This is a genomic window from Massilia litorea (assembly GCF_015101885.1).
In the GTDB taxonomy this organism is placed as follows: Bacteria; Pseudomonadota; Gammaproteobacteria; order Burkholderiales; family Burkholderiaceae_D; genus Telluria; species Telluria litorea.
This window is the reverse complement of sequence record NZ_CP062941.1, coordinates 2,608,989-2,633,333: the sequence shown is the minus strand read 5'-3', so window position 1 is coordinate 2,633,333 and position 24,345 is coordinate 2,608,989. Positions and strand designations below refer to the sequence as shown.

20 protein-coding genes are annotated in these 24,345 nt (G+C 66.0%); 6 read left to right on the top strand and 14 right to left on the bottom strand.

The features are described from left to right. Positions 1 to 57 precede the first annotated feature (57 nt). The 4 genes from LPB04_RS11745 to LPB04_RS11730 all read right to left on the bottom strand — a co-directional run bounded on the left by LPB04_RS11745 (position 58) and on the right by LPB04_RS11730 (position 4,462). Positions 58 to 1,401 carry an ATP-binding protein gene (locus LPB04_RS11745; protein ID WP_193684771.1) on the bottom strand — a complete coding sequence of 448 codons (1,344 nt, stop codon included), beginning with the start codon at positions 1,399 to 1,401 and terminating at the stop codon, positions 58 to 60. Further along, positions 1,398 to 2,060 carry a response regulator gene (locus tag LPB04_RS11740; protein ID WP_193684770.1) on the bottom strand — a complete coding sequence of 221 codons (663 nt, stop codon included), beginning with the start codon at positions 2,058 to 2,060 and terminating at the stop codon, positions 1,398 to 1,400. Before LPB04_RS11740 ends, LPB04_RS11745 begins: the two co-directional genes overlap by 4 nt. A 46-nt stretch (positions 2,061 to 2,106) precedes the next feature. After that, a complete protein-coding gene (locus LPB04_RS11735) occupies positions 2,107 to 3,624 on the bottom strand; it encodes a Do family serine endopeptidase (RefSeq protein ID WP_193684769.1) in 1,518 nt (505 codons plus the stop codon). A 373-nt stretch (positions 3,625 to 3,997) separates the two neighbouring features. After that, a complete protein-coding gene (locus tag LPB04_RS11730; RefSeq protein ID WP_193684768.1) occupies positions 3,998 to 4,462 on the bottom strand; it encodes an Hsp20 family protein in 465 nt (154 codons plus the stop codon). A 227-nt stretch (positions 4,463 to 4,689) separates the two neighbouring features. Between LPB04_RS11730 and LPB04_RS11725 the strand changes: the two genes are divergently transcribed. Both LPB04_RS11725 and LPB04_RS11720 read left to right on the top strand, forming a co-directional pair. Further along, on the top strand, positions 4,690 to 6,603 hold the full coding sequence (locus LPB04_RS11725) for a M61 family metallopeptidase (protein ID WP_193684767.1): 1,914 nt from the start codon (positions 4,690 to 4,692) through the stop codon (positions 6,601 to 6,603). A 35-nt stretch (positions 6,604 to 6,638) separates the two neighbouring features. Continuing rightward, positions 6,639 to 6,986: a hypothetical protein gene (locus LPB04_RS11720; protein ID WP_193684766.1), complete on the top strand. Its 348-nt coding sequence runs from the start codon at positions 6,639 to 6,641 to the stop codon at positions 6,984 to 6,986. 179 nt (positions 6,987 to 7,165) lie between these two features. On the opposite strand, the gene LPB04_RS11715 is transcribed toward LPB04_RS11720, so the two are convergent. From LPB04_RS11715 to imuA, 8 genes are all read right to left on the bottom strand, one after another. Beyond that, entirely contained in the window at positions 7,166 to 7,930 is a 765-nt protein-coding gene (locus LPB04_RS11715; RefSeq protein WP_193684765.1) for an alpha/beta hydrolase family protein, read from the bottom strand. A gap of 111 nt (positions 7,931 to 8,041) precedes the next feature. After that, positions 8,042 to 8,389, bottom strand: a complete 348-nt coding sequence (locus tag LPB04_RS11710) for a copper-binding protein (protein WP_227496379.1) — start codon at positions 8,387 to 8,389, stop codon at positions 8,042 to 8,044. A 43-nt stretch (positions 8,390 to 8,432) separates the two neighbouring features. Then, positions 8,433 to 11,606, bottom strand: coding sequence for an efflux RND transporter permease subunit (locus LPB04_RS11705; RefSeq protein ID WP_193684764.1), 3,174 nt, complete (start codon positions 11,604 to 11,606; stop codon positions 8,433 to 8,435). Beyond that, positions 11,603 to 13,141, bottom strand: coding sequence for an efflux RND transporter periplasmic adaptor subunit (locus tag LPB04_RS11700; protein ID WP_193684763.1), 1,539 nt, complete (start codon positions 13,139 to 13,141; stop codon positions 11,603 to 11,605). The genes LPB04_RS11705 and LPB04_RS11700 overlap by 4 nt, the downstream gene beginning before the upstream one ends. Continuing rightward, positions 13,138 to 14,472, bottom strand: coding sequence for a TolC family protein (locus LPB04_RS11695; protein WP_193684762.1), 1,335 nt, complete (start codon positions 14,470 to 14,472; stop codon positions 13,138 to 13,140). Before LPB04_RS11695 ends, LPB04_RS11700 begins: the two co-directional genes overlap by 4 nt. 75 nt (positions 14,473 to 14,547) lie before the next feature. Further along, positions 14,548 to 14,940: a hypothetical protein gene (locus LPB04_RS11690; RefSeq protein WP_193684761.1), complete on the bottom strand. Its 393-nt coding sequence runs from the start codon at positions 14,938 to 14,940 to the stop codon at positions 14,548 to 14,550. Positions 14,941 to 15,140: 200 nt separating this feature from the next. Beyond that, positions 15,141 to 16,622: a Y-family DNA polymerase gene (locus LPB04_RS11685; protein ID WP_193684760.1), complete on the bottom strand. Its 1,482-nt coding sequence runs from the start codon at positions 16,620 to 16,622 to the stop codon at positions 15,141 to 15,143. Then, positions 16,552 to 17,259, bottom strand: coding sequence for a translesion DNA synthesis-associated protein ImuA (gene imuA / locus LPB04_RS11680; protein WP_193684759.1), 708 nt, complete (start codon positions 17,257 to 17,259; stop codon positions 16,552 to 16,554). Before imuA ends, LPB04_RS11685 begins: the two co-directional genes overlap by 71 nt. Before the next feature lie 231 nt (positions 17,260 to 17,490). Between imuA and LPB04_RS11675 the strand changes: the two genes are divergently transcribed. Both LPB04_RS11675 and hepT read left to right on the top strand, forming a co-directional pair. Further along, on the top strand, positions 17,491 to 18,729 hold the full coding sequence (locus tag LPB04_RS11675; protein ID WP_193684758.1) for a putative Na+/H+ antiporter: 1,239 nt from the start codon (positions 17,491 to 17,493) through the stop codon (positions 18,727 to 18,729). A gap of 10 nt (positions 18,730 to 18,739) precedes the next feature. Next, positions 18,740 to 19,174, top strand: a complete 435-nt coding sequence (gene hepT, locus LPB04_RS11670) for a type VII toxin-antitoxin system HepT family RNase toxin (protein ID WP_193684757.1) — start codon at positions 18,740 to 18,742, stop codon at positions 19,172 to 19,174. A gap of 41 nt (positions 19,175 to 19,215) precedes the next feature. On the opposite strand, the gene LPB04_RS11665 is transcribed toward hepT, so the two are convergent. After that, a complete protein-coding gene (locus LPB04_RS11665) occupies positions 19,216 to 20,193 on the bottom strand; it encodes an aldo/keto reductase (protein ID WP_193688968.1) in 978 nt (325 codons plus the stop codon). A 153-nt stretch (positions 20,194 to 20,346) separates the two neighbouring features. Further along, complete coding sequence (locus tag LPB04_RS11660; RefSeq protein WP_193684756.1) at positions 20,347 to 21,438, bottom strand: NADH:flavin oxidoreductase/NADH oxidase; 1,092 nt, start codon at positions 21,436 to 21,438, stop codon at positions 20,347 to 20,349. Positions 21,439 to 21,611: 173 nt separating this feature from the next. Between LPB04_RS11660 and LPB04_RS11655 the strand changes: the two genes are divergently transcribed. Together LPB04_RS11655 and LPB04_RS11650 are read left to right on the top strand one after the other, a co-directional pair. Next, complete coding sequence (locus LPB04_RS11655; RefSeq protein ID WP_193684755.1) at positions 21,612 to 22,532, top strand: AraC family transcriptional regulator; 921 nt, start codon at positions 21,612 to 21,614, stop codon at positions 22,530 to 22,532. Positions 22,533 to 22,565: 33 nt separating this feature from the next. Continuing rightward, entirely contained in the window at positions 22,566 to 24,245 is a 1,680-nt protein-coding gene (locus tag LPB04_RS11650; protein ID WP_193684754.1) for an AMP-binding protein, read from the top strand. Positions 24,246 to 24,345: the final 100 nt, after the last annotated feature.

Below are 24,345 nucleotides of genomic sequence, written 5' to 3'. Positions count from 1 at the left end.
GGCGGCGGTCACGCAGCGTGAGCACAAGCGCTCGGGCGGAGCCGCCCACCCTACGGGTCACACGGCCTTCGCCAGCGGGAAGCTGACATTGGCGGCCAAGCCGCCCAGGCGCTCCGATTTATCGAGTGTCAGCGTCGCCCCGTGCCGGTCGGCGATCGCCTTGATGATCGCCAGCCCCAGCCCGCTGCCGGCCGCTTCGCTGCCGGCCACCCGATAGAAACGGTCGAACACGCGTTCGCGCTCCTCGGGCGGGATGCCGGGGCCGCTGTCTTCGACGCTGATGGTGGCGCGCTCCTTGTCGGCGCGCACGGCAATATCGACCGTGCCGCCCTGCGGGGTGTACTTCACCGCATTTTCGACCAGGTTGCGCAACAGGATGTGCAGCGCGTCCGGCTGGCCGTCGATCGACACCGGGTCGGCATGCTGCAGGCCGAGGTCCACTTCCTTGGCCTGCGCCAGGCCCACCAGGTCGCCCACCGTGCGCCGCGCCAGCTCGGCCAGGTCGACCGGGCGGGTGGCGGCGCCGTTCGCGGCCGAGGCTTCCTGGCGCGCCAGCACCAGCAGCTGCTCGACCAGGCGGGTGGCGCGGTCGATGCCGGCGGTAAGGCGGCCGACGGCGACTTTTCTCGCTTCCGGATCGACGGCGCGGTCCAGGCTTTGCGCCTGCAGGCGCAGCGCGGCCAGCGGCGTGCGCAATTCGTGGGCGGCGTCGGCGACGAAATGCTGCTGGGCGTCGAAGGCGGTGCGCACGCGGCCGAACAGCAGATTCAATTCGTGCACCAGCGGCCGCACCTCGTCCGGCAGGCCGGCTTCGGAGACCGGCGACAAGTCATCCGCCTGGCGCCGCGCCACCTGCGACTGCACGCGCGCCACCGGTTCCAGCGAGCCGCTGACCACCCACCAGACCACCAGCATCAGGATCGGCATCATGACCGCGATCGGCCCCAGCGTGCGCAGGGCCAGGTTGCCGGCCATGTTGCGGCGTACGGCCAGGTCCTGCGCGACCTGCACGGTCTGGTTGTTGGTCTGGATCGAGAACAGGCGGTAAGTGGTGCCGTTGGCCTTCACGTTGGAAAAGCCGAGCACGGCGCGCTGCGGCAGGCGCGCGCGCGAGACGCTATGAAAAACCTGCACACCGTCCGGGGACCACATCTGCACCACGAGGTCGTCGTTGCCGGGCCCCGCCGGGCCGGACTCGGCGCGTTCGCGCGCCTCGGTGTTCGACAGGGGCGTACTGGAACGCAGCGACAGCGCCATCTGCTGCATGTGGTAGTCGAAGATCTGGTCGGCGTCGTCGAGCGCCGTGCGGTAGGCGATCGAGGCTTGCGCCAGTGCCGCCAGGGTGATGGCCGCCAGCAGGAACCAGAGCAGGCGCCCGCGCAGCGAGTGGGTAACCTTCATGCTTTCGGGACCATGTAGCCGACGCCGCGCACGTTCTGAATGAGGTCGCTGCCGAGCTTCTTGCGCAGGCCGTGGATATACACCTCCACTGCGTTGCTGCTCACTTCATCGCGCCAGCTGTAGAGTTTCTCCTCGAGCTGGGCGCGCGACAGCACGGCGCCCGGGCGCGAGACCAGCGCTTCCAGCACGGCCCATTCGCGCGCCGACAGCGAGACCGGCTCGCCGTCGACCAGGGTTTCGCGGGTGGCGGGGTTGATCGAGATGTTCTTGTATTCGAAGACGGGTTCGGCGCGCCCGGCGGCACGCCGCAAGAGCGCCCGGATGCGCGCCAGCAGTTCGTCGAGGTCGTAGGGTTTTAAAACGTAGTCGTCGGCGCCGGCGTCCAGCCCTGCGATGCGCTGGGCGACCGAATCGCGCGCGGTGGCGACCAGCACCGGGGTACGGTCCTTGCGGGTGCGCATGGCGCGCAGCACATCGAGACCGTCTTTTCTCGGCAGGCCGAGGTCGAGCAGCACCAGGTCGTAATTCTGGTTCTGCACCAGGGCGGTGTCGGCCATTTCGCCGTCCTTCACCCAATCGACGGCGTAGTGCTCGGCCCTCAGCAGGTCGAGCACCACTTCGCCGATCATCGTATCGTCTTCCACCAGCAGCAGCCGCATCTTGTACCTCTATTCGTTTGATCCGGCCGCGCTGGCGAAGGCGTCTTTAGCCAATCCGCACCGGAATGAAGATTCTGTCATCCCCGCGCTGGATCAGCAAGGCCACCGACTTGGTGGATTTGTTGACCATCTCGCGCACCTGGGCAACGGTCGAGACCGGTTTGCCGTTCACCGACAGCAGCACGTCGCCCGGCATCACGCCGGCGGCAATTGCCGGGCCGCCCGCATCCTCGATCACCAGGCCGGAACTGATGCCGCTCTGGCGCTGCTCGTTCGGGTCGAGCGGACGCAGGGCCAGGCCCAGCTTGGCACCCTTGTCGATGTTCGACACCTGTACGCGCTCGACCGGGTCCGCCTTGTCGCTGGCGTTGCCGAGGGTCGCGTTCAGGCGCACGATCTTCCCGTCGCGCCAGACGTCGAGCGCGACCTTGTCGCCCGGCTTCGAGACCGCCAGCATGCCCGGCAAATCGCCCGAGCCGATGATCGGCTGGCCGTTCACCTTGCGCACCACGTCGCCCGCCTTCAGGCCGGCACGATCGGCGGCGCTGCCGCGCTCCACATTGGCGACCAGCGCGCCTTCCGGCGAGGCCAGGTTGAACGAATCGGCGAAGCCCTGGTTCACGTCCTGGATCGAGACGCCGAGTTTCGCGTGCTGCACTTTGCCGGTGGCGACGATCTGGTCCTTGATGCGCGCCGCGACGTCGATCGGGATCGCGAACGACAGGCCCTGGTAGCCGCCGGTCTGGCTGTAGATCTGCGAATTGATGCCGACCACTTCGCCGCGCGTATTGAACAGCGGGCCACCCGAGTTACCGGGGTTGACGGCGACGTCGGTCTGGATGAACTGCACGTTGCTTTCGCTGCCCAGGTTGCGGCCGGTGGCGCTGACCACGCCGGCGGTCACGGTGGACTCGAGGCCGTAGGGAGAACCGATCGCCAGCACCCACTCGCCGGTCTGCAGGTTGCGCGAGTTACCGATCGGGACGACCGGCAGGTTTTTCGCGTCGATTTTCAGCACCGCCACGTCGGTCGCGGGATCGGAGCCGAGGACCTTCGCGCGGTATTCGCGGCGGTCGGCCAGCTTGACCGTGACTTCGTTGGCGTCGCGCACCACGTGCGCATTCGTCAGGATGACGCCGTCCGGGCTTACGATGAAGCCCGATCCGGCGCCGAAAACGGGAACGTCGCCACCGCCGCGCGGAGATTGCGGGCCCTGGAAGCGACGGAAAAATTCATAGAACGGATCGTTCGGATCGATCTGCGGGCCACCGCGCATGCTGGCCTTGGTGCTGCCGACGACGCGGATGTTCACGACCGCCTTGCCGTGTTCCGAGGCGATGCGGGTGAAGTCGGGCAGCGTCACGGTGGCGGCGGGCGCGCCGGCGACGGCCGGCGGCGCCTGCACGGTCGCAGGAGCCGCGGCCACTGGCGGCGCGCTCTGGGCGATGGCGTTGTTGTGATTGACGGTAATCGCTCCGACCGCGCCGCCGATAACGCCCGCCGCGCACAGCGCCAGCGTGAGACGTTTTGCGGTGATGGCGGTTACTGCACCTTCGGTTTGCATGGACGTGCTCCTGGATAAAGAGGGTTGGCCGATAACGGTGTATCGATGTAGTTAGTGTCGCTGATCTGTCTTAGAACATGCTTAAGCTCAACCTTAAGCGGGGCTGAAGCGGCGGTCTTTATGTTGTTCGCCGGCGCGTCTGCGCGAGGGGTGAACGCGTGGGCTCGGAGAGCCCACCCTACGTTACGCGACTGCCAACAACGCATTGCCGGCCGCTGCATAACCTAGGGTGGGCACTTGTGCCCGCGCGTTCGGACGTCGAACAATCGAAACGCGGCGCCCCGGACAAAACTGTCCGCACCGGGACGTGAAAAAGGGCACCCCAACTGCAGGCACCCTTTTCGCTACTACTGTACTACGCTACATCCTGCCCTTAAGCAGCCTGACGCTGTTCGATCTGCTGAACATTGTCGACGGTGCCGTTCGCGTCGCCGATCTGGATCTTGCGCGGCTTGAGTGCTTCAGGCACTTCGCGCACCAGGTCGATGGTCAGCATGCCGTTGTCGAAGGACGCGGTGGTGACCTTCACGTGGTTCGCCAGCTGGAAGCGCTGTTCGAAATCGCGGGCGGCGATACCGCGGTGCAGGTAGGTGCGCTCGGTGGCGTCCTTCTGCTTGCGGCCGGTCACGTGCAGGGTGTCGCGCTCGGAGACGATTTCCACTTCATCGCGCGAGAAGCCGGCAAGGGCCATCACGATGCGGTATTTGTCTTCGGCGAGCAGCTCGACGTTGTAGGGCGGATAGCTCGGCTGCGATTCGGCGCGTTGCTCGAGCAGGCTGGCCAGGCGATCGAAGCCGATGGCGGAACGGTACAGGGGTGCGAGATCAAAAGTACGCATGATAAATATCCTCGTAAAAGTTAAGCGATAAGTTGACGGACCTCATCGTGAGCATCCGTTGGAACCAATCTAATGCCATCCCATGCACTTTTCAAGGCATACGAAATACGGATTTTCGGCGCTCTTTTCAAATTTTATTTGAAGGATTGTTTCAGAGTATTTAGCAAGCAATGTGGCAATTTCTGCGTGCTACACTCGTCCGGTTTCGTCCTCCACACCGCCTACAAATGACCGCTCACGCACCTGTTTCGTTCGCCGCAAAATCAGCCTCGGCCCTCGCCCTGGCTGTCGCATTGACCTTCCCGGCGCAGGCCGCCGTGCCGGCCCCGGTCGACCAGCCCTACCCCGGCACCATCGTGCTGAAGGTCGATGCGACCAACCTCTCGCAGCAGATCTTCCGCATGCACATGACGGTGCCGGTCAAGCCGGGCCCGATGACTTTCCTGTATCCGCAATGGCTGCCGGCGAACCACGGCCCGAGTGGTCCGCTGACGCAGCTCGCGGGCCTGAAATTCACGGCCGGCGGCAAGCCGGTGGAGTGGACGCGCGACCCGGTCGAGGTCTTCGCTTTCCACCTGACGGTGCCCGAAGGCGTGACGACGCTGGAAGCCGAATACCAGTTCCTCTCTCCGCTCGATCCGGGCCAGGGCCGCATCGTCATGACCGACGATATCCTCGGCCTGCAATGGCCGTCGGTGACGCTGTATCCGGCAGGTTACGTGGCGCGCCGCATCACGGTGCAGCCGTCCTTGACGCTGCCCGCGGGCTGGCAGTACGGCACCGCGCTGGAAACGGCCGAACGCAAGGGCGACGAGGTCCAGTTCAAGGCGCACGACCTGGAAACGCTGATCGACTCGCCGCTGTTCGCGGGCCGTTATTTCAAAAAGATCGACCTCGATCCGAACGCCAGGGTGCGCGTCACGCTGAACGTCGTCGCCGACAACGCCGAGAGCCTGGAAGCGAAGCCCGAGCAGATCGCCGCCCACCGCGCGATGGTGCAGCAGGCCGCCAGACTCTTCGGCTCGCACCACTACGCCCACTACGACTTCCTGCTGGCGCTGTCGGACGACTTCGGCAGCATCGGCCGCGAGCACCACCAGTCGAGCGAGAACGGCGTCAAGCCGGGCTATTTCACCGAGTGGGCGCGTGGCGAAGCGGGCCGCGACCTGCTGCCGCACGAGTACACCCACTCGTGGAACGGCAAGTTCCGCCGCCCTGCCGGCCAGGACGTCCCGAACTTCAACACGCCGCTGCAGAACGAGCTGCTCTGGGTGTATGAGGGCCAGACCGAGTACTGGGGCGAGGTGCTGGGCGCGCGTTCGGGCCTGCTCTCGCAAACCGGCGCACGCGACGCGCTGGCCGCCACCGCCGCCCGCTACGACAACGTGCGGGGACGCGCCTGGCGCGCGATGCAGGACACCGTGAACGACCCGATCATCATCGCCCGCCGTGCCCTCGGCTGGAGCAACTGGCAGCGCGGCGAGGACTATTATTCGGAAGGCGCGCTGATCTGGCTCGACGTCGACACGAAGATCCGCGAACTGTCCGGCGACAAGCGTTCGCTCGACGATTTCGCACGTGCCTTCTACGGCATCGAGAATGGCCGCGTGCAGCCGGTTTTCTACACCTTCGAGGACGTGGTCGCGGCCTTGACCCGGGTGCAGAAATTCGACTGGGCGCCCTTCCTGCGTGCGCGCCTGGACGGCCACGGCCCCGGCGCCCCGCTCGACGGCCTGGCGCGCGCCGGCTGGAAGCTGGTCTACACCGAGACCCCGACCGATACCATCAAGAGCGCCGAAGAACGCAGCAAGTCGACCGACTTCAGCTACTCGCTGGGCTTCGCCGTGCGCGCCGACGGCGGCGTGAGCAACGTGCAGTGGGACGGTGTCGGCTTCCGTGCCGGCCTGGCCGGCAACTCGACCATCGTCGCGGTCAACAACAAGGTGTTCAAGCCGGAGGTGCTGAAGGCGGCCGTGAAGGCGTCGAAGGAGAACAAGGCGCCGATCGAACTGCTGGTCAAAAAGGGCAACAACCTGCGCACGATCTCGCTGGATTATCACGGCGGCCTGCGCTATCCGCGCCTGGAACGCATCCCGGGCACGCCGGACCGGCTGGAGGCGATTTACAAGGCGCTGAAGTAAAGTCGCCGAATTCGGGTCGGTGGTATGCTCGCACCATGACTACCGATACCGACATTGAACTGTCCGGCCCATTCAAGGCCGTCGACAGCACCGGCCGTTCCCACGACGTCAAGGCGATCCGCATTTTCGACGAGGGCTACGGGATCATCGACGTGTACGTCGACTTCAGCGCACCCCTCGATCCCGGCATGCACCAGGACAGCGTCCTCGTGAAGGCCATCATCGAGCGCCTGCGTGCGCTCGGCTACAAGGGACCGGACTTCGGCCTCAGCGATACGGGCTTGCAGGAGCGCAAGCTGCTCGTGCTCGAGGCGCCGGAAGAGTTTGCGCCGTTTGCCAAGAGCCGCGGGTGGAAGAACCTGGCGGAAGAGTTCGACGAATAAATTGACGCTGCGCGGCGTAGGGTGGGCGGCTCTACCATGCGGCAAGCGTACTTGCGGCTATTGCGCCGCCCACGCGTTCAATCCATGCGTGAACCGACGCGAGGCTTCAAAAGCTGGCTGAACGCGTGGGCGGCACGACGACCGTGGAAATGTTGAGCACACAGGTGTAGCCGCCCACCCTACGGCGCATCGATATACCGCCCGCTCCACGCCGCGATCATCGCGGCCACCTGCGCCGCATCCTCCCTCCCCGTCACCAGGTGATCGATCCCGTCGAGCGAAATAAAGCTCTTCGGATAATTCGCCAGTTCGAAAATGCGCAGCGCGTTGGCGACGTCCACCGTATCGTCGTTCGGCGCATGCATTACCAGCAGCGCACGATTCAACTGGGCGATCCTGTCGGCCAACTGATGAGAAGTCGCATCCTCCACAAACTGCTGGCGGATATTGAAATCGCGTCCCGCCAGTTTTACGCGCGCTTCTCCCAACTCGGCAAGCGTGTCGAGGTGCTCGGACAACAAGGCGTTCACCACATAATGCGGATCGCTCGGCGAGGCGATCGTCACCACCGCCTTCGACTCGGGAATTAGATGGGCCGCGGCCAGCACGGCGGTACCGCCCATGCTGTGGCCGACCAGCAGGCGCGGCGCGGCGAACTTCTCGCGCAGGAAGCCGGCGGCGGCCACCAGGTCTTCCACGTTCGACGAAAAATTCGTGTCCGCGAAATCGCCATGACTGGCGCCCAGGCCGGCGAAATCGAAGCGCAGCATGGCCACGCCGCGCTCGGCCAGGCCCTGCGAGATGCGGTTCGCCGCCAGCACGTCCTTGCTGCAGGTGAAGCAGTGGGCGAACACGCCGTAGGCGCGCGGGGCACCGTCCGGCATGTCGAGCTTGGCCGAAATTTTGCCGTGCGGCCCCTGAAACTCAACGCGTTCTGTCGACATGCGTTCTTTCTGTTGCGATGAAAGGCGCTACTCTGCACCGGATCGCAGCGCGCTGCAAGAAGCGCCACGCTGTGTGCGGAATTTGATGACCGCTCAGCGTTTCGCGGAAGGCTATTTGACGGCTTTGACCGTGAAGCCGGAACCTTCCTTCACCAGCTCCACATTGACAGTGCTCCCGACGACGAGCTTGTCGAGCAGGCGCTTGTCCTTGACGGAGAATGCCATCGTCATCGGCGGCCAGTTCAGGCTCGCGATCGCACCGTGGGCCAGCGTGACCTTGCCCTTGCCGGCATCGACGGCTTTGACGACGGCAGTCGTCTGATGGATACCGGGCTGGTTTTTTTCCTTCGGGTTTGCCATTCCCTTCATGTCCATCTGCATGCCGTCGGCATGTGCGAAGGCAATGGACGGGCCCGTCAGGGCGAGTACCAGGCAGAGGGTTGCGGTCGTTTTCATCATTTCTCCTTGAGTTGATCAGTGTAAAAAGTACATGGACAATCGGTCACGACGCGATTCCCGCTTCGGTGGGAACCGTTGCCACAGGCTGGGCCGCGCGAACCTGGCGGCGGCGCAACAGAAAATAAACGGCCGGCACGACGAACATCGAGAGCAGGGGTGCGGTGATCATGCCCCCCACCATCGGGGCGGCAATGCGCTGCATGACTTCGGAACCGGTGCCGGCGCCGACCATGATCGGGACCAGGCCGGCGATGATGACGGCGACCGTCATCGCCTTCGGCCGAACGCGCATGACGGCGCCCTCGCGGATTGCGTCGATCAGGTCGGACTCGCTTGTCGTGCCGACCGCCACCCGCGCCTCCCAGGCATGCTTCAGGTAGAGCAGCATGATGACCCCGAACTCGGCCGACACACCGGCGAGCGCAATGAATCCCACGTCGCTCGCCACCGATAAATTGTGACCGAGGGCCCACAACAGCCAGGCGCCGCCTGCCAGGGCGAACGGCAGGGTCGCCATGATCAGTGCAGCCTCGTCGAAGCGGCCGAATGTCAGGTACAGCAGTACGAAGATGATCGCAAGCGTCACCGGCACGACGACTTTCAGCTTCGCCGTAGCGCGCTCGAGGTACTCGAACTGTCCCGACCAGGAGACGGAATACCCGGCAGGCAGCCGCACCTCCTTCGCGACAACCTGCTGCATCTCCTCCACCGCCGAGCGCAGGTCGCGTCCCCGGACGTCCACGTACACCCAACCCGACAGGCGCGCGTTCTCGCTCTTGAGCATGGGCGGTCCGTCGTCGATGCGAATCGCGGCGACATCGCCCAGCCGGATCTGGGCGCCGCTTTCGGTCAGCACCGGCAGCGCGCGCAGCTTCTCCAGGGAGTCGCGTACTTCGCGCGGGTAGCGCAGATTGATCGGGAAACGCTGCAGGCCTTCCACCGTCTCACCGATATTGTCGCCGCCGACCGCAGCGGAGATCACGCCCTGCACATCGGCGACGTTCAGGCCGAAGCGCGCGGCGGCGGCACGATCGATCTGGACATCGATGTAGCGCCCGCCGTTCAGCCGCTCCGCCAGCGCCGACGAGACGCCCGGCACCTTGCGCACGGCGGTCTCGATCGCTCCCGTGGCGCGGTCGATCTCCTGCAGGCTGGCTCCGGCCACCTTGATGCCGACCGGGCTTTTCACGCCCGTGGCCAGCATGTCGATGCGGTTGCGGATGGGCGGCACCCAGACATTCGACAGGCCGGGCACCTTGACGATCCGGTCGAGCTCCTCCACAAGCTTGTCGGGCGTCATCCCGGCGCGCCACTGCTCGCGCGGCTTGAACTGGATCGTGGTTTCGAACATCTCGAGTGGGGCGGGGTCAAGGGCGGTCTCCGCCCGGCCCGCCTTCCCGAACACCGTCTCGACCTCGGGAACGGTCTTGATCAGGCGATCGGTCTGCTGCAGCAGCTCGGCCGCCTTGCCGGCGCCGATGCCCGGCAGCGCCGACGGCATGTACAGCAGGTCTCCCTCGTCCAGCGGCGGCATGAATTCGTCGCCCAGGCGGCTGACCGGGAAGACGGTTGCAAGGGCGACCAGCGCCGCGACGAGCAAGGTGCCCTTCGGGCGGCGCAGCACGGCGTCGAGCAGCGGCCGGTAGGCGCGGATCAGCAGCCTGTTGAGCGGGTTCGCGTCTTCGCGGGGAATTTTTCCGCGGATGAGATAACCCATCAGCACTGGAATCAGCGTCACCGCCAGGCCTGCGGCCGCCGCCATCGCATAGGTCTTGGTGAAGGCCAGCGGCGCGAACAGCCGGCCTTCCTGCGCTTCCAGCGCGAACACCGGGATAAAGGACAGGACGATGATCAGCAGCGAAAAGAACAGCGCCGGACCGACTTCCGCCGCGGCCTCCCCGATCACCTGCCAGTGTGCATCGCCTTCGAGCTTCTTGCCGGGATGCCGGTGGCTCCAGGCTTCCAGGTGCTTGTGCGCGTTCTCGATCATGACCACGGCGGCGTCCACCATTGCGCCGATTGCGATCGCGATACCGCCGAGCGACATGATGTTCGCATTCACGCCCTGATAGTACATGATGGTGTAGGCCGCAAGGATGCCCAGCGGGAGCGAAACGATGGCGACCAGTGCCGAGCTCAGGTGGAACAGGAAGAGTGCGCACACCACCGCGACGACGACGAACTCCTCGGCCAGCTTGTGCTCGAGGTTCGTCACCGCGCGCCGGATCAGGTGCGAGCGGTCGTAGGTCGGCACGACTTCCACGCCCGCCGGCAGGCTGGCCTTGAGCTGGGCAAGCTTGGCCTTGACCGCGTCGATCGTCGCGAGCGCGTTCTTCCCCGACCGCATGACGATGACGCCGCCCGCAACCTCGCCCTCGCCGTTCAGCTCCGCGATCCCGCGCCGCATTTCGGGGCCGACTTGCACCCGCGCCACGTCGCCCAGCGTCACGGCGACCCCTCCGGCGCTTGTCTTCAGCGGGATGCGGCGGAAGTCGTCGAGCGTTGCCAGGTAGCCGGAAGTACGCACCATGTATTCGGCCTCCCCCAGTTCCAGGACGGAGCCGCCCGATTCCTGGTTCGCCTTCTGCACCGCGTCGATGACCCGGGCGTGCGTGACGCCATAGGCGCGCAGCTTGTCGGGGTCGAGCTGGATCTGGTACTGGCGCACCATGCCGCCGATGCTCGCGACTTCGGAGACGTTCGGTACCGTCTTCAATTCGTATTTCAGGAACCAGTCCTGCAGCGCGCGCAGCTGCGACAGGTCGTGCCTGCCGCTGCGGTCGACCAGCGCATATTCGTAGACCCATCCGATGCCGGTGGCATCCGGTCCGAGCACCGGCCTGGCCTGTGCCGGCAGCCGCGAACCGATCTGGTTCAGGTATTCCAGCACCCGGGAGCGCGCCCAGTAGGGATCGGTGCCGTCTTCGAACAGCACGTAGACGAAGGAGTCGCCGAAAAACGAATAGCCGCGGACACTGCGCGCGCCCGGCACCGACAGCATGGTGGTGGTCAGCGGATAGGTGACCTGGTTCTCGACGAGCTGCGGGGCCTGGCCCGGATAGGTCGTACGGATGATCACCTGCACGTCCGACAGGTCGGGCAGCGCGTCGACCGGCGTGCGCTGCGCCGACCAGACGCCCCATGCCACCAGGCCCAGTGTCGCCAGCAACACGAGGAAGCGGTTCGCGATCGACCAGCGGATCAGACGCGCGATCATTGACCGCCTCCCGTGCCTGCAATGCGCGACATCGAGACGAGCTTGAACACGCCATCGTCCGCGGCCTGGAACTCGAACTGCACCGTGTCGCCGATCTTGAGGTCCTTCGGCATGCCGCTTGCGGGCGGCGCGAAACCCATCGTCATCGCCCCCCACTTCAGGCTGGGAACCGGGCCATGGGAGATCGTCACCATATCGCCGGCGATCTGTTCGATTTTCCCGGTCGCCCGGTGGGTCGCGGCTTTCGTCGGGCCGGCAGGCGCCGATCCCTTCGCGGCTGCTGCGCCGAGGCGTTGCAAGCTGCCGCGCAGGCTCGCCTCGGAATCGATCAGGAACTGGCCAGACGCCACGACCTTCTGGCCTGCACCGAGCCCTTCGATGACTTCGGTCTGCCCGTCGGCCTCCGCCCCCGCGACGATCTCCACCGCAGAGAATCGTCCTTCGCCGGCCGCGACGATGACGACGGTTCGGGCGCCCGTCTGGATCACCGCTTCCGACGGAACCAGCAGGGTTTCACGGCTTTGCGCGGGCGTCATGCGTATCGTCGCGAACATGCCCGGCACCAGTTTTCCGCCGGGGTTGGCAAGCGCTATCCGTGCCTTCAGCGTGCGCGTGGATGCGGCCACTTCGGGCAGCACCGCCTCCACCTTGCCGCTGAACTCCGTTCCGGGGAAGGCCGGGCTCGTGGCCCGTACCGCCATTCCGGGCCGGACCTGCGCCGCCGCGCTCTCGGGCACCTCGGCATTGACCCAGACCGTTTCCAGTCCATTGATCCGGATTAAGGGCGTTCCCATGGTGACCGCCATCCCTTCGCGGGCAGCCAGTTCGGTGACGACGCCGGCGACCGGCGCGGTCACCGTGATGCGCGGGCTGGTCTGCGATTGCACGCTCACCTGCCGCACCTGCGCGTCGGTCATGCCCGCCAAGCGCATGCGCTGCAGCGCCGCGTCGAGCAGTCCCGCGGTATCCGGACCGGCCGGCATGCGCTTGATGGCCAGGTATTCCTCCTGTGCGGCGACCCAGTCCGGCACGAACAGCTGGAGCAGCGCCTGCCCCTTGCGAACCGGCTCGAGCGGCGCGCGCACCAGGAGCTTTTCCACGTAGCCGCTGCTGCGGGCTTGCAGGACGACGAGATCGCGCTCGTTGAACGCGACATTTCCCACGACGCTGAGCGAATTCGTCAGGGAACCCTTGCGGACTTCGACGACGCGGATGCCGAGGTTCTGCTGGACACCAGGGGCAATCTCGACGCCGCCCGCAGGCCCGTTTTGATCGGCATAGACAGGGACCAGGTCCATGTCCATGAAGGGCGATTTGCCGGGCTTGTCGAACTTCTGGCCGGGCACCATCGGATCGTGCCAGTACAGGACCTTGCGTCCCGGCTGGTCCATCCCGGCGGACGACGCACTTTGGCCCGCGCTTGTCGCAGCCGGCCCATGGGCGCCTGCCTGGGTACCGAGACGATATGCCCCTACACCGGTCACAGCAAGCGCAACCAGGCCGCCAACAATCGACATAATGGTGCGGCGGTTCATGGCCTTGCCTCCGGCTGGTTAGGCATTGCCGGCATGCTGCGGCTTGACGGATAAAGGAAATTCAACTGCGCCCAGCGCCTTGCCGTCTCGGCTTCGAGCTGCAAGGCCTGGAGCCGGACGTCGAGTTCGTTGCGGCGTGCCGCCAGCACGTCGGACAGGCTGGCCTTGCCGCCGCGGTAGGCGGCGAGCACTGCCGCGCTCTGGTCGGCGACAAGGGGCAGGAGCTCGCGCCTGTAGCGAGCGATGCGTTCGCGGCCGCTGCGCCACTCGTCCAGCATGACCCGTATTTCCGCGGCATGGCCGCGCAGGCGCTCCTCACGCTCGGCCCCTACCTGGTCGACGCGCAACAGCCTGGCTGCGAGTTCGCGGTCCTGGCGGTTCTTCCTGTCCCACTGCAGCGGTACCGATACGCCAACGGATACCATGTTCGAATATCCCTGTCCGCGCTGTTGCAGCGCGACTTCGACCGACCAATCGGGATGCCGGTTTGCCTCCGCGAGCTGTGCCTCGGTACGGGCGATGCCGGCTTCGCGGTCGAGCGCCGCGATTTCCGGGTGGTGCGCAAGCTGGCTGTCGACGGCATCCGGATCGAGCCGGAGCTGGTCGAGATTCGGCATGTCCGCCGTTGCGGCGTCGGCATCGGGACCGGCCCACCGCGACAACATGCTCCGGGCTGCCCGGACGCGCGTATCGAACTCGCTCACCTTGTCCTGCGCAGCAACGACGCGCCCGCGCGCGGCGAACAATTCGCCCTGGCCACCCTTGCCCGAGCGATATGCCGCCTGGGCCGCCTGGAGGTCCAGTTGTGCCTGGGCGACCTGTTGCCCCACGAGGTCGGCCGCCTGTCGTGCGAAATACAGGTCAAGCCATGCCAGCGCCGTGTCCTTTTCGATGCGGGCAATCTCCGCTTCCTTTTCCGCCGATGCCTTGTCCGCCGTCCCGTGGAGCTGGGAGGCGCGCAGCCGTCGCTTGTCGGACGAGGTCAGTTCCTGCATCACGCCGATCCGGCGCATGGTCATGAAATCCGTACCGATGTTGTAGCGCTCGGCGCCGCTGATCGGTAGATTATCGATCCCGGCGCGCAGCACTGGGTCGGAAAGGCGGCCGGCGGCGACCGCCAGCTCGCGGGTCGCCGCGATGGACGCGTCGCGTGCGGGCAGCGAGCGCGAACGGTCAAGGGCACGCTGCTGCGCCTGTGCAAGGGTCAAGCCCGCGACGGCGGCTTGTGCCTGGGCTGAGAAAAAGCCGGACAGCAATGCGAAGGCAAGCGCCGTGCGAATCACGCCGAGGCGGCGCGAGAAGCGCTGCCCAGCGAGGTCATGAAGATCCATGTGAAAGCTCCAGAGTGCGAAGAACGGCACCGCCGTGCGCAAACACGGCGGAAACGATGACCAGGCAACTGGAAACTATAGGCGGAAACAGCAGTGGCGTATCGCTATCGGCGGCGATGTGCCGGAGGCATGCAGGAAAACGCGGGGAGGACTGGACATCGCCACCTTTTCCTCGGGCCACATGAGCAGCAGCGCGAACCCGGCGGCGACGAAAGGCATCACCGAAGGTGCGTCCGGTTTATCGAGCGATGGCGTCAGCTTGTTCGTGTGCGCGTGACACAGGGTGGGACTCTGCCGGTCCATCTCCGGGCAGTCCACCATCGGCTGGCCGGCGCTGTCCAGCATCGGCGCGCCCGGAGCCGGCATCAGGTCCGGACAGGCGTAGGCGGCCACAGCCAGCTGCATGAACAGCAGGCTCACAAGCGCGACGATCGCGCTGAGGAGACGGTTACGGCGTGGATGGCTCATTGGACGATATCGGAGTCGTCACATTATATGAGCGAGGCGTAGCTTGCGCTACCGGTATCGGCCGCCGTGCTCAGCCAGCTGGCGCAATCCTGAGGTGGCGCATGCTGAGCCGCGCCGGGAAGCTGCGGCGCAGGTGGAACTGGTGCATCGCTGGTTCTGCGCCGATTCACTGCTGCCCAGCCTGTCAGACCAGGCTCCCCTCACCCGAACAAGCCATGCAGATACCACCTCGGATCCGCATCCTCGCCCGCCCCCACGATGCGCTCCCGGTACACCCAGTACAGCGTATGGTCCTGCCCCTCCGCAATGAAATAATCGCGCGTCTGCGATTCGCTCCACCAGCCCGCTTCGATCCGTTCCGGCGCCGACGCCATTTTCAAGGGCGAACCATAGAAGGGCCGGTGATTGCGCATCAGCAGCGCAATCGGCTTGGCTAAAATCCAGGTCGGGCGCGGCAGGCTTTGCACGTCCGCCGGCATCTGCGCGGAACGGACCGATTCGCGCACCTTCTGCTGCACCGGCACCCAGGTGTTGGCGATTTCCGGCCGGTAGTCGGCCTGGGGCAGCGCCTGTAAAACGTTGTCGGGCCCGAGGCGCGCCACCAGCAATTCGAGCATGCGCACCCGGTCTTCCTCGCTGCCGCCGGGCTCGGGAAACAGCGACTCGCTCGGCGGCGCCATCGGCTGCAGTTGGGCGGCATCGAGCGCGAGGCCGATGACGGGGGCCTCCAATACGGTTTTCGCCAGGCGCTCGCGCAGCAGGCGCACCAGGTGCTCGTCGCGCCAGGTCGGTTCGCCCAGCGCGATCTCGACCGCGGTGGGCGGACGCGCCACCCGGCCCCGCTCGTGGTCGAGCAGCAGCACGATGCGCTCCACGGCCAGCTGGTGCGCGCACAGCCAGCCGGTCAGTTGCTGCACCAGGCGCTCGGCGCCTTGCAGGCACTCCTCGGCGTTCTCGATGCGATCGAACAGTTCGATCTTCGCGTGGAAGACGGTCGGCGCTTCGATCCATTCGAACAGCTCGGGCGCCATGCCGTAGGCGGCGTCGAGGACGTCGAGCAGCGCGCGGCCGCAACGGCGCTGCAGGCCGGGCCGCGGCAGGCGCCGCATGGCGCCGATGTCGAAGCAGCCGATGCCTTCGAACCAGCTGGCAAAGGGCCGGGCCGGCGGCGGCAGCGTGCTCGGCAGGCGGTCGAGGCGGCGCGTGAGGGAAGCGATGGTGAGGACCCGGCCGGCGCGCTGGCGGGCCAGCATCCAGCTGCCGCGCGCGCTGGGCGCGCAGCTGAGGTAGCTTGAAAAGCCGAGCGCGCGCAGGCTGGCGCGCACACGCCGGCACAAGGCGCGGATGCCGCCGAACAGGCGCAGGCTGGCGCCGATGTCGATCAACAGCGTCGATTCCTCGGCCTGCGTCACCTGCGGCGTGTACTGCAAGAGCGCCATCGCCACCGCGTGCAGGGCCTCGGCCTCGCGCTCGGGGGAACGCTCGACGATGCGCGCCTCGGGCATGAGCATCAGCACGCCGCCGCGGCGCATGCCGATCTGGACGCCGGCGGCGCGCGCCAGGGGCGAGGCTGCCAGCACCCGCTCCTGCTCGAGCACGACGCAGCCGGCGTCAGTTGACCAGTTCGGGCTGAAAACCTCGAGCGGTAACCGGGGCAGGTACAGGCCGATCCACAGTCGCATGGCGTTGGAGCAAGGAAGGAGTGAGGGGCAGGAACAGCGGCGCATCGCGCTGCGGTCCCCGGCGTTTGATGAAACCGATGTCGAGCCCGCCCGCGGCGGGCCGCAAGGACAGGCGCAGCGGCGCCGGCGAGGAATCCTGGGCGCTCGCCAGCGGGCGCATCATGAAGAACAGGGTTTCTCCGCACTGGGCCGCCAGATGCAGGCGGCGCAGGCTTTCGCCGCGCGCGTGGTTGGTCCAGAACAGCAGCGCCCCGCAACTGCCGCTGCGCAGCACCTGCTCGGCCGCCCACAGCGCATCGGCCCCGCGCGTCGCGCGCAGCCAGATCAGCTGGGACGGCGGCACGCCGAGCGCGGCCAGCGCCAGCGCCTGCGGCGGATGGGGTGGCTGCAGGAGCACGATGCGGCGCGATGCGGCCGCCGCCAGCGCCGGGCGCAGCAGGCGCATTTCGCCGATGCCGGGCTGTTGCAGCAGCAAATCGATCAGGGTGCCGGTCGGCCAGCCGCCGCCCGGCAACTGCTTCGACAAGGCCGGATGGCCGGTGTCGACACAGCGGGTATGGGCATGCGCCAGCTGCGAGGCACGCCACAGTGAAGGGTGCAATTCTTCTGGCGCGGCAAGAGTTTGTGAAGAAGGCATGATTGGGGGTAATGCAAAAGCACTGGATGGATATACAGTACTCGGTCATTCATGTTTTGGCAAGATGTGTATAGTTCGCAAACACCCGATTTAACCTTGTGCTTGTGTAGGCGCAAACGGACAAGCTCGCCCGGCAGGCCATCCAATCCGCATCAAAAGGTGAAATAATGGGCCTTCATTCATTATTTGCCTGACAATGACCGCCATTGCATTCCACCCGGGACAGCGCGCATGACCACGATGCAGCTGGTCGGCGCCACCCTCTTCGCCTGCGCCCTTGTCCACACCTTCGCCGCCAAGGGCTTCGAGATGCTGGCCGACCGCCATCCGCGCCATGAAGGCCTGTTCCACCTGCTCGGCGAAGTCGAGGTCGTGTTCGGTTTCTGGGCCTTCATCCTGGTGCTGGCGATGGCCCTCATTTCCGGTCCCGGCGCGGCCATCGACTACGCCGAATCGCGCCAGTACACCGAGCCGCTGTTCGTGTTCGTGGTCATGGTGATCGCCGCGTCGCGCCCGGTCCTGGACGCCATGCGCTCGCTGCTGCGCACGCTCGCGCGGCTGGCGCCGGTCCGCACCGAAGTCGCGCTTGCATGGCTGGGCCTGGCCCTGGTCCCGCTGGCCGGTTCCCTGATCACGGAACCGGCCGCGATGACGCTGGCCGCCCTGATGCTCGCGCCCCAGGTGTTCCGCCCCGGCATTCCGGAACCGCTGAAATACGGGGCGCTGGGCGTGCTGTTCGTCAACGTGTCGATCGGCGGCACCCTGACCTCCTATGCCGCGCCGCCGGTGCTGATGGTGGCCTCGACCTGGGGCTGGGACAGCGCCACCATGCTGGCGCAATTCGGCTGGCGCGCGGCCCTCGCCGTGCTCATCAATGCCACGGTCGCCACCCTGCTGCTGCGGGCGCACCTGGCGCCCGCAGCCCTCGACGAGGCGCCGCCGGTGCCGGTCAAGGTCTCGGCGATCCACCTGCTGTTCCTCGCCGCGGTGGTGCTGCTGGCGCACCATCCGGTGCTGTTCCTCGGCCTGTTTTTATTGTTCCTCGGCTTTACCCAGGCTTATCAGCGCCACCAGGATCCCCTGATCCTGAAGGAGGGCTTGCTGGTCGGATTTTTCCTGGCCGGTCTCGTGGTGCTGGGCGGCATGCAGCAATGGTGGCTGCAGCCGATCGTCTCGAGCCTGGCGCCGACCGCCCTGTTCTTCGGTGCGCTCGGCTTGACGGCAATCACCGACAATGCGGCACTGACCTATCTCGGTTCGCTGATCGCCGGGCTGTCCGAGCAGGCCAAGTACATGCTGGTGGCAGGCGCGGTGGCCGGCGGCGGCCTGACCGTGATCGCCAACGCCCCGAATCCCGCCGGCGCCGCGCTGCTGCGGCGCGGCTTCAACGACGAATCGATCGGCGCCCTCGGCCTGCTGGCAGGCGCCCTGGGACCGACGATCGTTGCCGCAATCCTGTTCCTGATCTAGAGGAGACCCCATGGACGACACCGTATTGATCGGCAAGACCGCCATCATCGAACGCTGCTGCCGCCGCGCCCGCGAAGAGTACGAGAAGGACCCGACCACTTTTGTGGGCGACCTGACGCGCCAGGACGCGGCCACCCTGAACGTGATCCGCGCCTGGGAAGCGGCGGTCGAGATGGGCGATTACGTGATCGCCATGGCCGACCTGGGCGAACCTTTCAACGAGCGCGAGGTCATCAGTATATTGGCCGACAACGGCTGGATCGGCGCCACCCTGGCCGAGGACCTGAAACGCACCGGCGAATTCTGCCGCGCCGAATGGGACTACCAGGCCGCGCCGCTGCCGGCTCTGGTGACGATCATCAAGCGCGGGCTGGACGATTTCGGGGCCTATAACCAGGCGCTGCTGGCGGGCGCGGCCACGCTGCCGGATACGCCGCAGGAGTGAGCCATGGCGCAAGCGCCTGCCCGTCCAGGGGTGGCGCTCGTCTACGCTTCCACGATCCGCATCTGTTCCCTGTTCATGCGCCCGCCATGCACCGTGACCCTGGCAAAGGCACTGTCGATCTCGCGCAGGTCCGCCGCCGACAGCCGGACCTCCAGGGCGCCATGGTTCTCCGCGAGGTGCGACCGGTTGCGGGTGCCGGGAATGGGCACGATCCAGGGCTTTTGCGCCAGCAGCCATGCCAGCGCCACCTGGGCCCGCGTTGCGTTTTCACGTTGCGCGAAGCGCGCCAGCAGTGCCAGGATGGGCGCGTTGGCCGCGATGTTTTCAGACGAGAAGCGCTCGAAGCCGGCGCGCAAATCTGTTTTCGGGTCGAACCGGGTGCGTGCGTCGATCCGGCCGGCCAGGTAACCCATCCCGAGCGGGCCCCAGGGAACGAAGCCGATCCCGAGTTCTTCGCACACGGCGAGCACGCCCTTGTGTTCCGGGTCGCGGTTCATCAGCGAGTATTCGGTCTGGATGGCGCTCAGCGGCTGCACCTTGTGCGCGCGCCGGATCGTGTCCGGGCCCGCTTCGGACAGGCCGAAGTGCAGCACCTTCCCTTCCCGGATCAGGCCGGCCACGGCGCCGGCGACGTCCTCGATCGGCACCGCCGGGTCGACCCGGTGCTGATAGAGCAAATCGATGCGGTCCGTGCGCAGGCGTGTCAAGGACGCCTCGACCACCTTGCGGATATGCTCCGGCCGGCTGTTCAAGCCACCCTTGCCGATGTCGAAGCCGAACTTGGTCGCGATGGCGACCTTGCCGCGAATCGGCGCCAGGGCTTCGCCGACCAGTTCCTCGTTCGTATAGGGCCCGTACACTTCGGCCGTATCGAACAGGGTGACGCCGCGCTCGTGGGCTTCGCGCATGACGCGGATACCCTGCGCCCGGTCGGCCGGCGGGCCATAGTTGGCGCTGATGCTCATGCAGCCCGCGCCCAGGGCCGAGACCTCGAGCGTTCCCAGTTTACGTTGCGGCATGTGGCTTCCCTCGCGACGCGGCGCGGCGCCGGCCATGGCCAGCGGCGCCAGCGCCAGTGCGGCGCCGGCGGCGGCACCCGTTTGCAGGAAGGCGCGGCGGCTTGCGGCGCCTGCGGTATGCGTGTCGTGTTTCGTCGTCATGGTGTTTCCTTATCAGGACCAGTTGTTCAGCCAGAAGCCGTAGGGCGTCGGCAGGACCGACGCCGGATCGTCGATGCCCAGTTCGCGCGCGGCCTGGAATGGCCAGTGCGGATTGGCCAGCAAGGTGCGCGCGATATACACGAGATCGAGCTTGCCGTCCCGGAGGTAGCCGTCGGCCTCGCGGGCGCTCGTGATCATCCAGCTGGTGCCGACCGCCAGCCCCGTCGTCGACCGGATCGGCGCCGCATAGGGCAGCAGCATGTTCGGTCCCCACGGCACCGCTTCGTCGGGCGTCGACAAGGCCAGGCCGACATCGACCAGGTCCAGCCCGGCCTCCTTCAGCCAGCGCAGCACCTGCACCGACTCGGCCAGCGAGGTCTCCTCCGCACCGCTGAACTCGATCACGCCGAGGCGCGCCGTCAGCGGCAGCGTTTCCGGCCACACCTCGCGCACCGCCCTTACCGTCTCGAGCAGGAAGCGGGCGCGGTTCGCCAGCGAACCGCCATAGCCGTCGCCGCGTTTGTTCGTGTGCGTCGACAGGAATTCCTGGCCCAGGAAGCCGTGTGCGAAGTGCAGTTCGATCCATTCGAAGCCGGCATCGGCCGCACGGCGCGCCGCATCGGCGAAGTCCTGCTGCACGCGCCCGATGTCGGCCAGCGTCATCGCCTTCGGGACGTAGGCGCTGCCGGCGACGAAGGGCACGGCACTTGGCGCCAGCGGTTCCCATGCGGCAGGGTCGGATGGGTCGAGCGGCGCCCCGCCCTCCCATGGCGGCGTGCAGCCGGCCTTGCGCCCGGCATGCCCGATCTGGATGCCGGGCACCGCGCCCGCCGACTTGATCGACCTCGCGATCGCGGCGAGACCGGCCACGTGGTCGTCGCTCCAGATGCCGGCGTCGCCCGGCGTGATGCGCCCTTCCGGCGAGACGGCGGTCGCCTCGACGATCACCAGTCCGACGCCGCCGCGCGCCAGGCCGGCGTAATGGCCCCCGTGCCAGTCATTCATGAAGCCGTCCTGCGCCATGTATTGGCACATCGGCGAAGCGACGATGCGGTTACGCAGGGTGACGCTTTTGAGGGTATAGGAGGAAAATAACGATGGCATGGTCTGGCTCGGCACGAAATGAACAGCGGCCAGTGTGCGGCATCGACCGGCCCAGGCGTTTGCCGGATCCGCGCCAGTTATTGCACATTCCAACGAATGCGCCCTCAGGCGGGCAACGGGAAACAAGGTGCGATGCTAGACTTCGACGCATCAGTCATCGGGTGGGAAACAGCATGGACCGCAACACGCAGGGGGCGCTTGAAGAGGACGGCATCGCCGTGCTGGCGCGCGAAATCGGCCGGGTGCTGCCGGCCAATGGCGATTACGCCACCCCGGTCGCCGGCCTGATGCTGCACCGCCGCAGTGCGCCGGCGGCCCCCATGCCCTGCATCTATGGATTCGGCCTGGGCGTCATTGCCCAGGGCAGCAAGCAGGTGATGCTGGGCGAGAAAGTCTACGATTACACGCCCGGCGACGCGATGCTGACCACGGTCGACCTGCCGGTCGTGTCGAACGTCACGCTGGCCAGTCCACAAACGCCCTTCCTGGGCCTGATGTTGTCCATCGATCCCAGCCTCGTATTACAGCTGGCGGCCGACATGGGCCTGGACCAGGCACCGCAGGGATGCGCCGCGCAGTCGATTGCCTTCAAGGCGCTCGACCCTGCCGTGCTCGCCTGCCTGGTCAGGCTGGTGCGCCTGAGCGGCGAACCGGCGCTGGCGCCTTTCCTTGCGCCCCTGGTCCAGCGCGAGATCGTCATCCGGCTCTTGAGCGGCCCCTTCGGACCCTTGCTGCGGCATGTGGTCGTCGTCGGCTCGCCACGCCAGCAGATCGCCAAGGCAGTCAATTGGCTGAAACAACATTTTTCGGACACGCTGCGCGTCGACGCGCTCGCCGCCAGCGTCCACATGAGTCCGTCGACTTTCCGCCAGCACTTCCGCAACGTCACGGGGATGAGTCCCCTGCAGTACCAGAAACAGTTACGCTTGCAGGAAGCGCGCCAGCTGATGCTGAGCCAGGACATCGATGCGGGCAGTGCCGGCGTGCGGGTCGGCTATGACAGCGCCTCCCAGTTCAGCCGTGAATATGCCCGGCTGTTCGGCGCGCCACCCTTGCGCGACATCCAGCGCATGCGCGTGGAGAATTTAATATAAAAAATCCGATCACAAAAACGACATGGAGACCACATGCACCAACAGCTGAGCTATGTACACGGCGCCCACGATGTTCCCCTCATCGGCGAAACGATCGGCCCGTTTTTATCGAACATCGTCCGGCAATACGGCGACAACGAAGCGCTCGTCGTGCCGCACCAGGGCGTGCGCTGGACCTACAAGGAATTCAATGAACGCGTGAGCCGGCTGGCGGCGGGCCTGCTGGCGCTGGGCCTGCATCCGGGCGACCGGATCGGCATCTGGTCGCAGAATTGCGCGGAATGGGTACTGGTGCAATTTGCCACCGCGCGCGCCGGCCTGGTGATGGTGAACATCAATCCGGCCTATCGCCGCTCCGAGCTCGAATACGTGCTCGACAAGGTGCAATGCGCCGCCCTGATTTTATCGCCCGCTTTCAAATCGAGCGATTACCTGGAGATCCTGGCCGATGTCGTGCCGGAGATCCGCCAGAGCGAACCGGGCAAGCTGCAAGCGGCGCGTTTGCCGCAGCTGCGCCATATCATCCGCCTGGGCACGGATACCACGCCCGGCATGTTCAATTTCGACGAGATACTCGTGCCTGCGGGCGACCCGCGCCTGGAAGAACTGGCGCAGATCGAGGCCGGCCTGCAATTCGACGAACCGGTGAATATCCAGTTCACCTCGGGCACCACGGGCGCGCCGAAAGGCGCAACGCTCACCCACCACAATATCCTGAATAACGGCTTTTTCGTCGGCGAAGCGATGAAGCTCACCAGCATCGACAAACTCTGTATCCCGGTGCCGCTGTACCACTGCTTCGGCATGGTGCTGGGCAACCTCGCCTGCGTGACGCATGGCGCGACGATGGTTTTTCCGGGCGAAAGTTTTGAACCGAAATCGGTGCTGGAAACGGTGCAGGCCGAACGCTGCACCGGCCTGCACGGCGTGCCGACCATGTTCATCACCCTGCTCGACCATCCCGATTTCGCCGAATACGACCTGTCGACGCTGCGCACCGGCATCATGGCCGGCTCGCCCTGCCCGGCCGAAGTGATGAGCCGTGTGATCAGCAAGATGCACCTGGCAGAGATCACGATCGCCTACGGCATGACGGAAACCTCGCCGGTGAGCTTCCAGAGTTCGGTCGACGATCCGGTTCCCCTGCGCGTGGCCACCATCGGCCGCGTGCACCCGCACCTGGAAGTGAAAATCGTCGATACCGACGGCAAGATCGTGCCGCGCGGCGTGAAAGGCGAATTGCTCACGCGCGGCTATTCGGTCATGCTCGGGTATTGGGGCGACGAAGAAAAAACGCGCGAGACGATCGACGCCGCGCGCTGGATGCATACCGGAGATTTGGCCGTGATCGACGAACAGGGTTTCGCCACCATCGTCGGCCGCGCAAAAGACATGGTGATTCGCGGCGGCGAAAACATCTATCCGCGCGAGATCGAGGAATTCCTGTACAAGCACCCGAAAATCCTCGACGTCCAGTGCGTGGGCGTGCCGGATGCGAAATATGGAGAGGAACTATGCGCCTGCATCGTCCTGCGCCCGGGAATGGAAGCGAACGAAGACGAGATCCGCGATTTCTGCAAAGGGCAGATCGCGCATTACAAGGTGCCGCGCCATATCCGTTTTGTCAGCGGTTTCCCGATGACGGTGACGGGAAAAATCCAGAAGTATCTGCTGCGGCAGCAGGTGACGACGGAGCTTGGATTGGCGGGCTGAACTAACTTAGAGAACGTTTGAAAAGCTCTCAGGGCAAGGCGCATCGTCGAAGACAGTACGTTAGTACGGCGAGACGATGCAACGCAGCCCTGGGAGCTTT